This window comes from Lentzea sp. NPDC036955, from assembly GCF_055608005.1.
The window spans coordinates 678,472-693,523 of the sequence record NZ_JBVJRC010000006.1 but is presented as its reverse complement, the minus strand read 5'-3'; the positions used below and the strand labels follow the sequence as shown (position 1 = coordinate 693,523).

11 protein-coding genes are annotated in these 15,052 nt (G+C 72.1%); 5 read left to right on the top strand and 6 right to left on the bottom strand.

Going from position 1 to position 15,052, the window contains the following annotated elements; translation table 11 throughout:
* From ACZ7CF_RS23710 to ACZ7CF_RS23695, 4 genes are all read right to left on the bottom strand, one after another.
* A partial coding sequence (locus ACZ7CF_RS23710; RefSeq protein WP_470370609.1) for an alpha-amylase family glycosyl hydrolase occupies positions 1 to 851 on the bottom strand: 851 nt, incomplete at its 3' end.
* 132 nt (positions 852 to 983) lie between these two features.
* Entirely contained in the window at positions 984 to 1,937 is a 954-nt protein-coding gene (locus tag ACZ7CF_RS23705) for a hypothetical protein (protein ID WP_470370608.1), read from the bottom strand.
* 20 nt (positions 1,938 to 1,957) lie between these two features.
* A complete protein-coding gene (locus ACZ7CF_RS23700) occupies positions 1,958 to 2,917 on the bottom strand; it encodes a hypothetical protein (protein WP_458432031.1) in 960 nt (319 codons plus the stop codon).
* A gap of 50 nt (positions 2,918 to 2,967) precedes the next feature.
* On the bottom strand, positions 2,968 to 3,930 hold the full coding sequence (locus ACZ7CF_RS23695) for an alpha/beta fold hydrolase (protein ID WP_470370607.1): 963 nt from the start codon (positions 3,928 to 3,930) through the stop codon (positions 2,968 to 2,970).
* Between the two features lie 46 nt (positions 3,931 to 3,976).
* Between ACZ7CF_RS23695 and ACZ7CF_RS23690 the strand changes: the two genes are divergently transcribed.
* Positions 3,977 to 5,929 (top strand): FAD-dependent oxidoreductase, encoded by a 1,953-nt coding sequence (locus tag ACZ7CF_RS23690; RefSeq protein ID WP_470370616.1) that lies wholly within the window; start codon positions 3,977 to 3,979, stop codon positions 5,927 to 5,929.
* A 48-nt stretch (positions 5,930 to 5,977) separates the two neighbouring features.
* Here ACZ7CF_RS23690 and ACZ7CF_RS23685 read toward each other — a convergent pair whose 3' ends face one another.
* Entirely contained in the window at positions 5,978 to 7,054 is a 1,077-nt protein-coding gene (locus ACZ7CF_RS23685) for a HEAT repeat domain-containing protein (RefSeq protein ID WP_470370606.1), read from the bottom strand.
* Between the two features lie 113 nt (positions 7,055 to 7,167).
* On the opposite strand from ACZ7CF_RS23685, the gene ACZ7CF_RS23680 reads away from it, so the two are divergent.
* The gene (locus ACZ7CF_RS23680) at positions 7,168 to 10,200 is read left to right on the top strand and encodes a TIM-barrel domain-containing protein (protein ID WP_470370605.1); all 3,033 of its coding nucleotides are present in this window, start codon (positions 7,168 to 7,170) and stop codon (positions 10,198 to 10,200) included.
* A gap of 3 nt (positions 10,201 to 10,203) precedes the next feature.
* Here the strand turns inward: ACZ7CF_RS23680 and ACZ7CF_RS23675 are convergent, their stop codons facing one another.
* Positions 10,204 to 10,905 (bottom strand): FadR/GntR family transcriptional regulator, encoded by a 702-nt coding sequence (locus tag ACZ7CF_RS23675; RefSeq protein ID WP_458432028.1) that lies wholly within the window; start codon positions 10,903 to 10,905, stop codon positions 10,204 to 10,206.
* 145 nt (positions 10,906 to 11,050) lie between these two features.
* Here ACZ7CF_RS23675 and ACZ7CF_RS23670 point away from each other — a divergent pair, with 145 nt between their 5' ends.
* Genes ACZ7CF_RS23670 through ACZ7CF_RS23660 form a run of 3 tightly spaced genes read left to right on the top strand, consistent with a single transcriptional unit; the run spans position 11,051 to position 15,052 of the window.
* The gene (locus ACZ7CF_RS23670) at positions 11,051 to 12,340 is read left to right on the top strand and encodes an SLC13 family permease (protein ID WP_470370604.1); all 1,290 of its coding nucleotides are present in this window, start codon (positions 11,051 to 11,053) and stop codon (positions 12,338 to 12,340) included.
* Entirely contained in the window at positions 12,337 to 13,752 is a 1,416-nt protein-coding gene (locus ACZ7CF_RS23665) for an acyl-CoA synthetase (protein ID WP_360388649.1), read from the top strand. Before ACZ7CF_RS23670 ends, ACZ7CF_RS23665 begins: the two co-directional genes overlap by 4 nt.
* Positions 13,736 to 15,052 (top strand): carboxyl transferase domain-containing protein, encoded by a 1,317-nt coding sequence (locus tag ACZ7CF_RS23660; protein ID WP_360388651.1) that lies wholly within the window; start codon positions 13,736 to 13,738, stop codon positions 15,050 to 15,052. Before ACZ7CF_RS23665 ends, ACZ7CF_RS23660 begins: the two co-directional genes overlap by 17 nt.

The window sequence follows — 15,052 nt, the reverse complement described above, 5'->3', positions numbered from 1 at the left end:
CGCCGCACCGCCATGAAGATCCGCGGCATCAACGGGAAGTGGAACGCCATGTGGCACTCGTCCCCGCCCACCGCCGGGTCACCGAAGTACTCCACGACATCGGACGGCCACTGGTTCGCCTCGGCGAGCAGGATGCGGCCGGGGTACTCGTCGTCGACGACCTTGCGGCACTTGCGGAGGAAGTCGTGCGTCTCCGCCAGGTTCTCGCAGTTGGTGCCCTCGCGCTCGAACAGGTACGGCACCGCGTCCAGGCGGAACCCGTCGATGCCGAGGTCCAGCCAGAACCGCAGGGTGTCGATCATCGCGTCCTGGACGGCGGGGTTGTCGTAGTTGAGGTCCGGCTGGTGGCTGAAGAAGCGGTGCCAGAAGAACTGCCCGCGCACCGGGTCGAAGGTCCAGTTGGACGACTCGGTGTCGACGAAGATGATCCGCGCGTCGGAGTAGCGCGAGTCGTCGTCGCTCCACACGTAGTAGTCGCCGTACGGGCCGTCCGGGTTCTGCCGCGACTCCTGGAACCACGGGTGCGCGTCACTGGTGTGGTTGAGCACCAGGTCCGTGATCACCCGGATGCCCCGCCGGTGCGCCTCCTCCAGCAGGTAGACGAAGTCCTCCACCGTGCCGAACTCCGGCAGCACCGCACGGAAGTCGCTGATGTCGTACCCGCCGTCACGCAACGGCGAGGCGTAGAACGGCGGCAACCACAGGCAGTCGACACCGAGCCACTCCAGGTAGTCCAGTTTGGACGCGAGGCCGCGCAGATCGCCGGTGCCGTCGCCGTTGGAGTCGCTGAAGGCCCTGACCAGGACCTCGTAGAAGACAGCGCCCCTGAACCAGTTCGCCTCGTGCTCCATGGCACCTCTCGCTCGCAACGTCGTCGGATTGCGGCAGAGTGGGGCACGACGGGCGCCAAGATCAAATCCTTCACACGGTCGTGTGAACCTGCCGGTACGCACTTCGCCTGAACCGGCGGAAACGACGACCTTTCAGGCAGAGGTGAGCGGGACGCGCACCAGCACGTCGCCGAGCCCGGCGAGCGGCCACGCGACCACCAGGTCGAGCCACCCGTCCTCCGGGCGCCGCAGGACGAGCTGCTGGAGGCAGGAGAACGTCTGGTCGCCACCGGAGGCGACCAGCTCCCCCCGCCGCACCCAGAACGCCCCGCTCCCCTGGACGACCGCCACGGCGGCGCCGGGGCCACTCGTCCGGACCCGGGCCGGGTCGTCCGGCGCTGTGTCCTGCCGATCGGAGAAGGCGTGCTCGTTGACCACGTCAGCGGCGTGGCCCCTGGCGACGCAGAGCAGCTCCGCGGACAGCACGGGACCCACGACGGTCAACCGGGTGAGCACCACGGCGGCGCGGTGGACGCGGCGGTGCAGCACGAGCGGTGGCGCGGCGATCGTGCCCGTTTCGAGGGCCGGTGCGTCGTGGTGCGGTGCGACGTGGTGGGTCAGGCCCTGCGGCAGGGGCCGGACGTCCAGCGGTGCCCGCCAGATCGAGGTGGTGGTCCGCTCGACGGTGGCCCGGTCCGGCAGCGGCAGGCGAACGACCGTCTCGGGGAAGCCGATCTCCGGCCACGCGAGGACGAGCGACATCTCGTCGAACACCGGCGGGAAGCGGAACACGACCCGATGGCCGGAGGTGCCGCCCACGTGGTCGCCGCTGTCGGACCACGACGAGAGGGCGTACTCCCAGTGCGCGTGCCCGGTCTCGTCGAGCCAGGCCACGCGCAGGTCCACGCCCTCGTCGTGTGCGGGCAGCAACCGGCGGGGTGCGACTTCGGCCGCGCCGCGGTGGTCGAGCGGACGGCGGGCCTGCAGCTCGATCTCCAGGGCCCAGGGCGTGGAGATCGCGCGCACGACACCCACGACGAGTTCCGGGCGGTGCACCAGCAGGCCGCCCGGATGTGCCACGGCACCGAGAACCTCGGTCGTGTCCACGGGTCCACCGTCCCGCGCCGTCACCGCCCGATGTCCTCGACGCCGAGCCGCGACCACTCGTCCCCCGCGAACACGTGCAGGTCCGAGCCCCGGCCGACGACCTCGGCCGTCCTGGGCAGCGACCGGCCGTCGGGCAGGACCAGCCGGAACTTCCCGGTCACCTCGACCCGGCCGTTCGCCAGCACCCCCACGACGAGCCGATGGCGGTCCGGTCCGTACCCGCCGTACAGGGCGATGCGGTCACCGGCCACGGCGAGCGCCTTCGCGCCGCGCACCTCGTTGTGCCACCCGGACACGGCGTCGTCGTCGATCCGCACCACCGGGAAGTCGGTGTAGTAGCAGGCCCACGCCGCGCTGTCGCCGACGTTGAGCGCGTAGCAGTCGCTGATGGCACCCCACTCGTCTTCCCAGTGCGACGGGTACCGCCACTGCCGGGTGAGGTCGGCGGAGAACCGGATCAGCCCGCAGGACCCGACGGGCGCCGGGGAGTCCGCTTCGCCCCAGCCGAAGTTGCCGTAGACGCCTTCGTCGAAGTACGCCACCCACACCTCGCCGTCGCGCGTGGCCTGCACGTGCTCGATTCCGTCGCCGAAGGTGTGCGCGGCCTCCACCGCGCCGGTGGCGTCGTACACGAACGCGTTGCGCTCCGGGTCGTTCTTCCGCCACCGGCACCGCGCACCCACCACCAGGAAGCGGCCGCCGGGCAACGGCTGCACCGACGGGAAGTCCACCTTCAGGCCGGCGAGCCGGACGGTGAGCACCTGGTCCGGCTGGTGCACGGTCACGTGGGCCGGCACCGAGGGCTTCACCCTGCTGGCGGGTCCTGCGCCCTCCGGCAGGTCACCGGCCGCCACCCACAGCGCCACGGCCTCGCCCGACGGGCCCGCGGACACCGACTTCAGCACGTCGCCGGGTCGTGGCGCGGTGAGGTGCGCGTGGTGCCGGGTCCGGACGGTGGTCGAGGAGCGCTTGCTGGTCACCGGCGCATTCGACCACGCCACCGCTCCCCGTTCCCACCGATTTCCCGTGGTCAGCTCTTCAGGAACCGCAGCAGCTCCGCGGTCACGAACTCCGGGTTCTCCTCCACCAGCCAGTGCCCGGCCCGCGGAACGTCCACCGCCCGCACGATGTTCGTCATCCTGGTCGCCGCGGTGCCGCGGATGGCCTCGACCTGCCCCTGCGCGGCGAGCACCAGTGCGGGCGTGGCGACGGGGGCGGTCGCCGTGGTGTCGCGGACGTCGCTGTCGAGGGTGCGGTACAGGTCGAAGCCGCCGGACAGGGCCGAGGGCCTGCGGTAGGTGCGGGCGTACTCGTCGATCTCGGCGGCGGTGAACGGCGAGCGGTCCGCGGTGCCGCCGAACGCGCTGCCGCCGAAGGAGACCTGCGGGTAGAACAGGGCGAGGTAGTCGCGGACGTCGTTGCCCACCACGGCCTCGGGCACGCGGGGCTGCATGTGGAACGCGATGTGCCAGCTCAGGGAGCGGTAGGCGGCGGCGTCGACGGCGGGACCGGGCAGGGGCAGGTCGAGGTAGCCGAGGCGGGCGGTGTCGGCGGGGAACTGCGCGGCGTACTGGAAGGCGACGGCGGCACCGAGGTCGTGGCCCACGACGGTGGCGTCGCGGACGCCGAGCCGGATCATCAGGGTGTGGACGTAACGCGCGAGGGTGGCCTTGTCGTAGCTCGCCGGCGTGCCGGTGCTGTCGCCGAGGCCGGGCAGGTCGACGGCGTAGACGGTGTGGTGCCCGGCGAGCGCGGGCATGACCTCCCACCACCCGTACCAGGTCTGCGGCCAGCCGTGCAGCAGGACGACCGGGGTGCCCTCACCGCCGGTCACGTAGTGCATGCGGATGCCGTCGACGTCGGCGAACCCGTGCTGGAACGTGCGGGAGAAGACCGGGTCGTCGTGGGTGACAGCAGCGTGCTCGGGGACTTCGGCGGGTGGTGAGGCGCAGGCGGTGACGAGGGCCAGGACGAGGACGAGAGCGCGGATCATGCCGGGGAGTCTTGTGGCGGACCGGCCGTTCTGGCACGAGAACTTGCTGTATCGGCAAGACCTGCGACGCAAGTACACGATCGAGGAATGTTCGGGCTCAACCCACCGACCGCACAATCGTGCGATGCCGGAGAGAGCCAGCGTGGTCGTGGTCGGAGCGGGTATGGCGGGGCTGGCCGCGGCGCGCGCGTTGCACGACCGGGGGCACCGGGTCACGGTGCTGGAGGCGCGCGACCGGGTCGGCGGGCGGATCTGGACCGATGGGCACGGCGTCGACCTGGGTGCGCACTGGATCCACGGCACCGACGGCAACCCGGTCACCGAGCTGGTCGAGGACCTGGGCATCCCGTACAGCTACGTCGGCGGCGACAGCGCCTACACCGGCGGCTTCGACAGCCTCGACCTGTTCGGCGCGGACAACCGGGTCGTGGGCCACCGCTACAAGAGCCGCACGCTGGAACTGGCCGACGACGTGCTGCACGAGCTCGAACAGCGCGCCGCGCTCGCCCGCAGGGACGAGCTGCCCGACGTCGCGCTCGGCCAGGCGTTGCGCGAGGTCCTCGCCGGGAGGGCGTTGTCCGCCGAGGACGAGCAGGCGGTCCGCTACCACCTCAACGTGCTGCTGCGCGAGGACGCGGCGGAGGACCCGGACCGGCTGTCGCTCCAGCACTGGGAGGAGGGCTACCTGGTGTACGGCTACGGCGACAGCACGTTGCACCGGGGTTACCAGTCCGTTGTGGACGCTCTGGCCGAGGGGCTGGACGTGCGGCTCGGCCACGTGGTCTCGCTGGTCGAACCGGGCCGCGTCACGACGGGGCAGGGGGTGTTCGAGGCGGACAGGGTCCTGGTGACGCTGCCGCTGGGCGTCCTCAAGGCGCGGGCGGTGCGGTTCGACCCGCCGCTGCCCCGCGACAAGCGGACGGCGATCGACAAGCTCGGCTTCGGCACGCTCAACAAGATCGCGCTGCACTACCCGGAGCCGTTCTGGCCGCGCGACCAGTACGTGTTCGGCTACCTGTGCCGCGACACCGACCGCTACCCCACCGTCGTCATCAGCATGTGGAAGTCGCACGGCAAGCCGATCCTGGTGATGCTGCTCGGTGCGTCGCTGGGCCGGGAGCTGGAGACGTGGACCGACGAGCACGTCGAGGCGTACGCGACCACGGTGGTGCGGGACGTCTTCGGCCCGGACGTGCCCGCACCGCAGCACATCTCGCGCACGGCGTGGACGGCCGACCCGTTCGCCCGCGGCTCCTACACGTGCATCGGCGTCGGCTCGTCGTCGAAGGACGTCGCCGCGCTCGCCGAACCGGTCGGCGACTGGCTGCACTTCGCCGGCGAGGGCACGAACCCCTACCACTGGGGCTGCGTGCACAGCGCCTACGAGTCCGGGCGGCGCGAGGCAGCCAGGATCAGCGGTGACGCGACGCTGTTCGCACCGCCGAGCGCCGGCACGCCGCGCCGCCAGACGCGCAACGTCGACCGGATGCTGCGGTTCGTGCGGATGCGGATGACGCACCTGAGCGAGCCCGAGCTGACCGAACGGGTGGCGTGTCTGCGCGACAGCACCGACCCGCACGGCGTCCGCCTGTTCACCGCGCTGGCCGACGCCGAACTGGAGACGCTGGCGTCGATGTTCGACGAGATCCCGTTCAGCGCCGGTGACCGGTTGTTCCGCGAGGACGACCCGGCCCACGGCGTGTTCCTGGTGCGCGCCGGTGAGGTCGAGGTCGACTTCGGCGGCATCTACGAGCGCGCGCGGCTGGGCAGGGGCGCGCTGCTCGGCCACCACGACCTGTTCTTCAACGCCCGCACCACGTCCGCGACGGCGCTGACCGACGACGTGGTCGTGTACTACCTGGACCACTACCGGTACCAGAGCTTCCTGTACGCGTTCCCCGACGTGCTCATGGTGATGATGTCGGACCTGGTGACGCGCTGGGAGCAACTGGAGACGGCCCTGGGCGCCGCTCCGCTGGTCAGGCGGGACTCCGCCTGACCAGCCGCTGCACGGTGGTGAGGTCAGGCCCTTGCCCGCCACGGCCAATCAGAGCAGTGCGCGCAGCCCGTCGCGGTCGGCGGGCAGACCGGCCCTGCGCAGCCACAGCACCCGGTTCGCGATCGAGCCCCAGCAGCGGTCGTTGTCCACCACCGCGCCGAGAAAGCGCCGCTGCGCCTCGGAGAGCCGATCACCTGGACCGCCGCGGAACGCCCTGAGCAGCAGCGGTCCCCAGTCCGCGTCCACCGTGTACTCGTTGGTCATCCGGGCGACCGCCACGGCCTCGTCGGCGATCTGGTCGAACTCGGTCGTGCGCCGCAACAGCGCCGCGACCAGCTGGAACCGCAGCTTTCCCTCCAGCTGGGGCGGGTGCTCGCCGAGCAGGTCGTCGGCTGCCTCAGGGTCGCGCAACGCCGCCCGGACCTCCGCGAGCGCCGCGGGATCGCCGTCGTGCGCGGTGGTGACGGCCGCGCACGCCCGCACGCCGGGGTGGTCGTCGGTCAGCAGGGCCGGGATGCCCCAGCCGCCCAGGCTCAGCGCGATGCCCGCGCGCTCCGCCGGGGACGCGTCCTGCGCCGCACGCAGCAACCGGTCGGCCACGGCGCCCCGCCGGTCGGCGAGCTCGTCGGCCTGGAGCAGGTGCGCCACGGCACCGGTGGCCGCCTGGCGCACGGCGGGGTCGGTGTCGTCCAGGAACGGCGCGACCCGGTCGAAGAGGTCCGGCAGGAGGAGCCGGCCGGCCACCCACGGGTCGTCCTCGTCCTCTTCGTCGTCCTCGTCCTCGTCGTCCCACGTCACCGACTCCGCGAACGCGCCGAGCCACTCCAGCAGAGCGGCGCGCAGCGGGCGTTCCCTTTCATCCCACGGCAGAGCGCTCTCACACGGGACACCCACGCGCGGGTCGTCGAGGACCGCGGCCACGAGCTCGGCGGCCGGGAGAGTCGCCGAGCAGACCGAACCCTGGTGCAGCAGCGCCGAGTCGAGGAAGCCGAGGGCGTCTCCGCAGGCCTCCGGGTCCTCGCTGAGCAGGGCCGCCAGCCGGCCGGGGGCATCGGAGGCGGGACCGCAGGCGTGTTCCAGGTCGTCCCAGCCGGTGTCCCGCAAGATCGCTTCCGCTGTGCGCACGGCGGCATCATGTCAGGCCGAATTCCCTCTTGATCGGTCCACCCCGGCAGGCCAGGGTGTGTGCAAGAACCTGAACGACCCTCGCACGCCAACGTTGTCAACGAGGAGACCCGATGCGGAAACGCACGACAGCACTACCTCTGCTGGCACTACTGGGCCTGGTCCTGCCGATTCCGGCGACCGCACAGCCGACGGACACGGTCGTGTCCGGGCAGGCCAGGTTCCAGGTCCTCTCCCCCACCCTGGTGCGCACCGAGTACGCCGGTGACCGCCGCTTCGAGAACGCGGCCACTTACAACGTTGTAAACCGCGCCGGCTTCCCCCGCACGGCCTACCGCTCGCGCACCGAGAACGGCTGGCTGGTCATCACCACCTCGGCGATGACGCTGCGCTACCGCGTCGACTCCGGGCCGTTCCGCGCGGACAACCTGGAGGTCAAGACGGCGAGCACGACCGCGTCCCCGTGGCGGCGGGTCGTGTGCGCGACCGGGCAGCTCTGCGAGGTCGAGGACCAGCAGCGCGAGGGCCTGCTGATCGCGGCCGACCACCCCGGTCACACCGGCAGCGGGTTCGCAGCCGGGTTCCAGTACCTCAACAACGGCGTCACGGCGACCGTCCGCGCCACCGCGGCGGGCAAGCACCGGATCGTCGTGCGCTACGCCAACGGGCAGGGCGGTGACGGCAGGCACGAGAGCCGCACGCTCGGGATCGGCGTCGACGGCAAGGCGCCGAAGCAGGTCACGCTGCCCAGGACCGCGGACTGGCGGGACTGGCAGCTGGCCGAGACCGAGGTCGACCTCACCGCCGGCGAGCACCGCGTCGCACTGACGCGAGGAGCGGGCGACTCCGGCAATGTCAACGTTGACAGCCTCGCGCTCCTCACGGCCGGCCAGGCGTTCCCGACGCAGCGGGCGACCGACGAGTGCCGGTTCGGCACCACCTGCGAGGCCGAGAACGGTGTGACCGACGCCGACATCGCCGACGAGCACGCCGGGTACGCGGGCACCGGGTTCGTCGCCGAGCTGGTCGGCGGCAGGAGCGTGAGGCAGCGGGTCAGCGGGGTCCCGGCGGCGGGCACCCACGCGGTCCAGCTGCGCTACGCCAACGGCGTCGGCGGCGACGGCAAGCACGAGGCGCGCACGGTGTTCGTCAACGGCACGGCGGTCTCGTTGCCGGCCACGGCGAACTGGGCGACCTGGGGCACGGTGACGGCGCAGGTGCCGTTGCCGGCGGGCAGCTCGGAGCTCGCCGTCACGTGCCCGGCGACCGGCTGCCACGTCAACCTCGACACCATCGGGATCGCCTCGACGTCGCAGCACCTCCAGCTCGGCGGTTACCGGCGTTCGCTCGACGGCTACTCCGGCGACGACGGCCCGCCGAGGCTGTACGCCGGTCTGCTGCACCGCGACGGCTGGTACCTGCTCGACGACACGACCTCCGCTCTCGCCACCAGGGCCGTGCGGCCGGACCGGGGCGCACAGCCCTACCAGGACGGGTACGTCTTCGGTTACGGCCAGGACTACAAGGCGGCGCTGGGTGACCTGGCGACGCTGACCGGTGGCCCGAAGCTGCTGCCGAGCTGGGCCTACGGCGTCTGGTACTCGGAGTACATCGACCGGACCGCGGCCGACTTCCGAGACCGGATCGTGCCCGCGTTCCGCGCGAACGGCGTGCCGCTGGACGTCCTCGTGATCGACACGGACTTCAAGGCGCACAACGCGTGGAACGGCTGGCGGGTCGACCCGGCGAAGTTCCCGGCCGACTTCCAGGACTGGGTGCACGGGCAGGGCCTGCACAGCACGCTGAACATCCACCCGAGCATCCAGGCCGACGACCCCGACTTCGCGCAGGCCCAGGCCACCGCGAAGGGCAAGCTGGCGAAGAACGGCAGCCGCGGCGGTGTCGACAGCTACGCGTTCGACTGGGCGGACCCCGACCAGCTGCGCGCGTACCTGGACCTGCACCGGCCGATGAAGACGGACTTCTGGTGGCTCGACTGGTGCTGCGACGGCTCCGGCTCGTCGGCACGCGGCGTCACGCCGGACACGTTGATCAACGAGGAGTACGCGAAGCTGTCCACCCTGGACCGCGGGTTCGCGTTCTCCCGCGGCTACGGCTCGCTGCAGGCGGGCGGCTACAGCGGGTCCGGCCCGCTGCCGACCGGTCCGTGGGCGGAGAAGCGGCACACCCTGCACTTCACCGGCGACACCTCGTCGACGTGGGGTGCGATGAAGGGCACCATCGGCCTCACCTCAGCGGAGGGCGTGGCGACCGGCATGTCGAACATCAGCCACGACATCGGCGGTCACAACGACACCACCGGGCTGCGCGGCTCGGAGACCTACCTCGACAACGGCCAGCTCCGCCACACCACCAAGCTGCCGGACGACCTGTACGCGCGGTGGGTGCAGCTGGGCGCGTTCCAGCCGATCACCCGCTTGCACAGCAACCACGGCGACCGGTTGCCGTGGCAGTACGGGCCGGCGGCGCAGGCCTCGGCGACGAAGTTCCTGAACCTGCGCGAACGGCTCGTGCCCTACCTCTACACGCTGGCGGAGCAGGCCAACCGGACCGGTGTGCCGATGGTGCGTCCCGCGTACCTGGAGTACCCGAGCAGCCCGGAGGCGTACTCCACCGTGGACACGCAGTTCCTGCTGGGGTCTGACATGCTGGTCGCACCGATCACCACCCCGGGTGAGGTCGGCGAGACGCGGGTGTGGTTCCCGCCGGGCCAGTGGACCGACTACTTCACCGGCCGGGTGTACCAGGGCAACACCTGGGCGACGGTGAGCGCGGGCCTCGACACCATGCCGGTGTTCCTGCGCTCGGGCGGCCTGCTGGTGGAGCGCACCGGGAACGTCGCCAACCACGTGCAGAACAAGGCCGACGCGCTGACCGTGCACGTCACGGAAGGCGCTCGCGGTGAGTTCTCGCTCTACGAGGACGACGACCGCAAGCTGTCCGCGCGCACGCGCATCAAGCACGAGGACGGGAAGGTGACGATCGACCCGGCGCGCGGCTGGTTCCCCGGCAAGGTGTCCCAGCGGGACTGGACCGTCGTCGTGCACAGGGCCGACGGCACCACGCGCACCGTGCAGGCGATGGCGAAGTCGGCGCACCGGCGGGTGGTGGTCGACCTCCGCTGACGGTCAGTCCTCCGGGACCCAGTCCAGGAGCCTGACCTTCGCGACCGTCCGCACGTGCCTGCGCATGGCCATCGCCGCCTTCTTCGGTTCACCGGCGGCGATGGCCTCGTAGATCGCGGTGTGCTGGGCCAGCGACCGCGACGGGCGGCCGGGCTGGCGCAGCGACTCGGTGCGGCTCTCGGTGATCTGCGTGGCGATGGTCCGCATGAACTCGGCCAGCAGCGCGCTGTGCGCCGCGGCGGTGACGGCGGCGTGGAACCGGCGGTCGCCCTCCACGCCGGCCCCGCCGTCCGCGATCTCGTCGCGCATGAAGTCCAGTGCCAGCCGGATGTCCTCCAGCTCGGCGGCGGTGCGGCGTTCGGCGGCGAGCTCGGCCAGCTTGGTCTCCATGGCCTCGCGGGCCTCCAGCACGTCCGGGAGGCGCTTGCGGCGTTCGACGAGCTGCTCGACCGGCTCCACGTCGAGGGTGTCGCGCACGAGGTAGGTGCCGCCGCCGTGGCGGGCCTCGACCAGGCCCTGTACCTCCAGCACCACGATCGCCTGCTTGACCGACGCGCGGCTCACCCCGAGGCCGGCGGCGAGGTCGCGTTCGGGCGGCAGCCTGTCCCCCGCCTTCAGACCCGCCTCGGCGACGTGGGCGCGCAGGCGTTCGAGCACCTGCTCGTACAGGCGGGACTTCACCACCGGCCGCAGCGCCTCGGACATCTGCCCAGGGTAACCGGTCAAGTGGCTCAGCCACTAGGCCACCTCTTGACAGCCGGTGGACCGCGGGCGGAAAGTGGCTGAGCCACTCGGCCACTGACCCGGACCACCGGCCCAGCTCGGACAGCACCGACGACGGGAGCCCCGCATGTCCGCCGAACTGATCTCGATCCTCGTGCTGGTCGTGGTGTTCGTGATCGCCACGACCCGGTCGGTCAACATGGGCGCGCTCGCGTTCGCCGCGGCCTTCGGGGTCGGCACGCTGGTCGCAGGCATGGAGGCCGACGACATCTTCAAGGGCTTCCCCGGTTCCCTGTTCGTCGTGCTGGTGGGCGTGACGTTCCTGTTCGCCATCGCGCGCGCCAACGGCACCACGGACTGGCTGGTGCACCAGGCGATCCGGGTGGTCGGCGGGCGGATCGCGCTGATGCCGTGGGTGATGTTCGCGATCACCGGCGTGCTGACGGCGATCGGTGCCGTGAGCCCGGCGGCGGTGGCGATCATCGCGCCGATCGCCATGGGCTTCGCGGCCAAGTACCGGATCAGCCCGCTGCTCATGGGCGTGATGGTCGTGCACGGCGCGCAGGCCGGTGGCTTCTCCCCCATCAGCATCTACGGCACGATCGTCAACGGCATCGTGGCCAAGGAAGGCCTGCCGGGCAACGAGGTCGTGCTGTTCCTGGCCAGTCTCGTGGTGAACCTGCTCATCGCGGCCGTGGTGTTCGTGGTGTGCGGCGGCCTGAAGCTCGCCCGCCAGCCGCTGGAGACACCCGCGCTGGTGCGGACCGGCAGTGGTGGCGACGTCCCCGGCGACAGCGGTGGGACCGAGGAGCGGACCACCCTCACCGCGCCGCGGATCGCCACCCTCGCCGGCCTGGTCGCGCTCGTCGTGGCCGCGCTGGTGTTCGACCTCGACGTCGGCCTGGCCGCGATCACCGTGGCGGTGCTGCTGAGCGTGGTGTGGCCGGAGCAGAGCAAACAGGCGATCAACCAGATCACCTGGCCGACCGTGCTGCTGATCTGCGGCATCCTCACCTACGTCGCCGTGCTGCAGACGATGGGCACGATCAAGTGGGCCGGCGACTCGGTGGCCGGTGTCGGCGCACCGCTGGTCGCCGCGCTGCTGATCTGCTACATCGGCGCGATCGTGTCGGCGTTCGCCTCGTCGGTCGGCATCATGGGCGCGCTCATCCCGCTCGCCGTGCCGTTCCTGCTCCAGGGCGAGGTCAGCGCGGTCGGGCTGATCGCGGCGCTCGCGGTGTCGGCGACCGTGGTCGACGTCAGCCCGTTCTCCACCAACGGCGCGCTGGTGCTCGCCGGCGCGCAGGACGTGGACCGCGACAAGTTCTTCAAGCAGCTCATGGTCTACGGCGGGATCATGGTCGCGGCGGCGCCGCCGCTGGTCTGGCTCGCCCTCGTCGTCCCCGGAATCTGGTGAGTGCCTTGTTCTCGTCGCCCTCGAACCGCGTCGCCCTCCGCTTCGGCGACCAAGCCCTGACCCACGCCGAGCTCGCGTCCTGCGCGGGCGCCCTGGCACAGCGGCTCACCGGCCTGCCGCGGGTGGCGGTCTGGGCCACCTCGACGATCGAGACGTGCGTGGCCGTCGTCGCGGCGCTGCTCGCCGGGGTGCCCGCCGTGCCGCTCAACCCGAAGGTCGGCGAACGGGAGCTGGCGCACATCGTCTCGGACAGCGCACCGGCCGCGGTGCTCGCGGCGCCGGGTGTCGAGCTGCCGCCGGGCCTGCGGTCGGTGCCGCGGCTCGACGTGACCCTCGGCGGTGCTTCCGCCGAGACGTTCGCCGAGCCAGGTGACGAGGCGCCCGCGCTGATCGTCTACACCTCGGGCACGACCGGGTCCCCCAAGGGCGTGGTGCTGCCCCGCCGCGCCATCACGTCCACGTTGGACGCGGTGGCCGACGCGTGGCAGTGGACGGGGGACGACGTGCTGGTGCACGCGTTGCCGTTGTTCCACGTGCACGGCCTGATCCTCGGCGTGCTCGGGCCGCTGCGGCGCGGCGGGACCGTCGTGCACCTGGGCAAGTTCTCGACCGCCGCGCTCACCGAGGCGTTGTCCGGTGACGGCACGATGATGTTCGGCGTCCCGACCATGTACCACCGCATCGCCGAGGAGGTCGGTGACAACCCGGCGCTGGCGGCGGCGCTGCGGGGTGCGCGGGTGCTGGTGTCGGGTTCGGCGGCGTTGCCGGTGCGCGACCACGAACGCATCGCGGCGGCGACCGGGCAGCGGGTCGTGGAGCGCTACGGGATGACCGAGACGCTGATGAACACCAGCGTCCGCGCCGACGGCGACCGCAAACCCGGCGCGGTCGGCCTGCCGCTGGCCGGTGTGGAGGTCCGGCTGGTCGACGACGGCGGTGCCGTGCTGGACGAGACCGGTGCCATCGGCGAGATCCAGGTGCGCGGCCCGAACCTGTTCACCGAGTACCTCAACCGCCCGGACGCGACGGCGGAGGCGTTCGCGGACGGCTGGTTCCGCACCGGTGACGTCGGCACCCGCGACCCGGACGGCTACTACCGGATCGTCGGCCGCAAGGCCACGGACATCATCAAGAGCGGCGGCTACAAGATCGGCGCCGGCGAGATCGAGAACGCGCTGCTCGAACACCCGGCGGTGAAGGAGGTGGCGGTGACCGGCGAGCCCGACGACGACCTGGGCGAGCGGATCGTCGCCTGGGTCGTGCCGGCCGGTGCCGCGCCGTCCGAACGCGAGCTGGCCGACCACGTCGCCCGGCTGCTCACCCCGCACAAGCGCCCGCGGCGGGTGCGGTTCGTGGAGTCGTTGCCGCGCAACGACATGGGCAAGGTGATGAAGCGTGCCCTCCGGCCGTGAACCGGCCAGGGCGCTGATCGCGGCGCTCACCACGTCGTTCACCGAGCTGCCCGGCGACCTGCCCGGGGTGTCGGACGGTCCGCTGGGGTGGCCCGGCTACGGCTCCTCGCTGACCGCCGCCGCGGACCGCACCGGCGAACGGGAGTCCGTCGTGTGCGGCGTCGCGTCGATCGGTGCCGTCCGCGCGGTGGTCGTGGCGTTCGAGTTCGGCTTCCTCGGCGGCTCGCTGGGCACCCATACCGGCACGCGCATCGAGCAGGCGTTCTCCCACGCCCGCTCGTCGGGCCTGCCGGTCGTGTCCCTGGTCGCCACCGGCGGCAGCCGCATGCAGGAGGGCACCGTCGCGCTCACCCAGCTGCACCGCATCGCGCGCCAGCTCGTCCTCACCCGCGCCGCCGGCCTGCCGCACCTCTCGGTCCTGCGCGACCCGTCGACCGGCGGTGGCTGGGCGACGCTCGGCGCGGGCGCGGACGTCGTGCTGGGCCTGGAGGACGCGCAGGTGGGGTTCGCGGGCTCGCGGGTGCGGCCTCCGGGTTACGCGGTGGCCCAGCAGTTCGCAGCGGGTTCGGTCGACCAGCTGGTGCCGCCGGGCGAGCTCCGGCCGCGCCTGGAGCGGTGGCTGCGCCTGCTGACCACCCCGTCGCCCGTTCCCGCCGCGGTTCCGCCGGCGTTGGGTTCGGCGACGCTGCCGCGGACCGGCTGGGAGGCGGTGGAGAACGCCCGCGCGCCGGACCGTCCCCGTGCCGCCGAGTACCTCGCGGCGTACTTCGACTGGTACGAACCGATCAGCGGCGACCGCTGCGGTGGCGTCGATCCGGGTGTGCTGTGCGGCTTCGGGTTCCGCGAGGGCGTTGCCGTCGCGTTCGCGGCCCAGTGCGGCACGGCCACCCGTCCCGCGGGCTTCCGCACGGCGGCACGGCTGGTGCGGCTGGCCGACCGGCTCGCGATCCCGGTGCTGACGCTGGTGGACACACCGGGCGCGGCCAACGACCTGGCCGCGGAGGAGGCCGGGGCCGGGCCGGCGATAGCGGACATGTTCACGGCGGTGGCGTCGGCGTCCGCCCCGGTCACGACGCTGCTGATCGGCGAGGGCGGATCGGGCGGTGCGCTGGCGTTCGCGGCACCGGACCGGACGTGGGTGACGCCGGACAGCTACCTCGCCGTGATCTCGCCGGAGCTGGCGGCGGCGATCCTGAAGCGTGACCGGGACCAGGCGCGGGAGACGGCGGACCAGCTGCGGTTGCGGCCGCAGGACCTGGTGGAGCTGAAGATCGCGCGGGGGATCGCGGACCGCTCCTGA

Excerpts from the sequence above, each read along its gene's own strand:
- ACZ7CF_RS23670 (WP_470370604.1), top strand. The coding sequence starts at position 11,051 with ATGTCCGCCGAACTGATCTCGATCCTCGTGCTGGTCGTGGTGTTCGTG.
- ACZ7CF_RS23680 (WP_470370605.1), top strand. The coding sequence starts at position 7,168 with ATGCGGAAACGCACGACAGCACTACCTCTGCTGGCACTACTGGGCCTG.
- ACZ7CF_RS23675 (WP_458432028.1), bottom strand. The coding sequence starts at position 10,905 with ATGTCCGAGGCGCTGCGGCCGGTGGTGAAGTCCCGCCTGTACGAGCAG.
- ACZ7CF_RS23695 (WP_470370607.1), bottom strand. The coding sequence starts at position 3,930 with ATGATCCGCGCTCTCGTCCTCGTCCTGGCCCTCGTCACCGCCTGCGCC.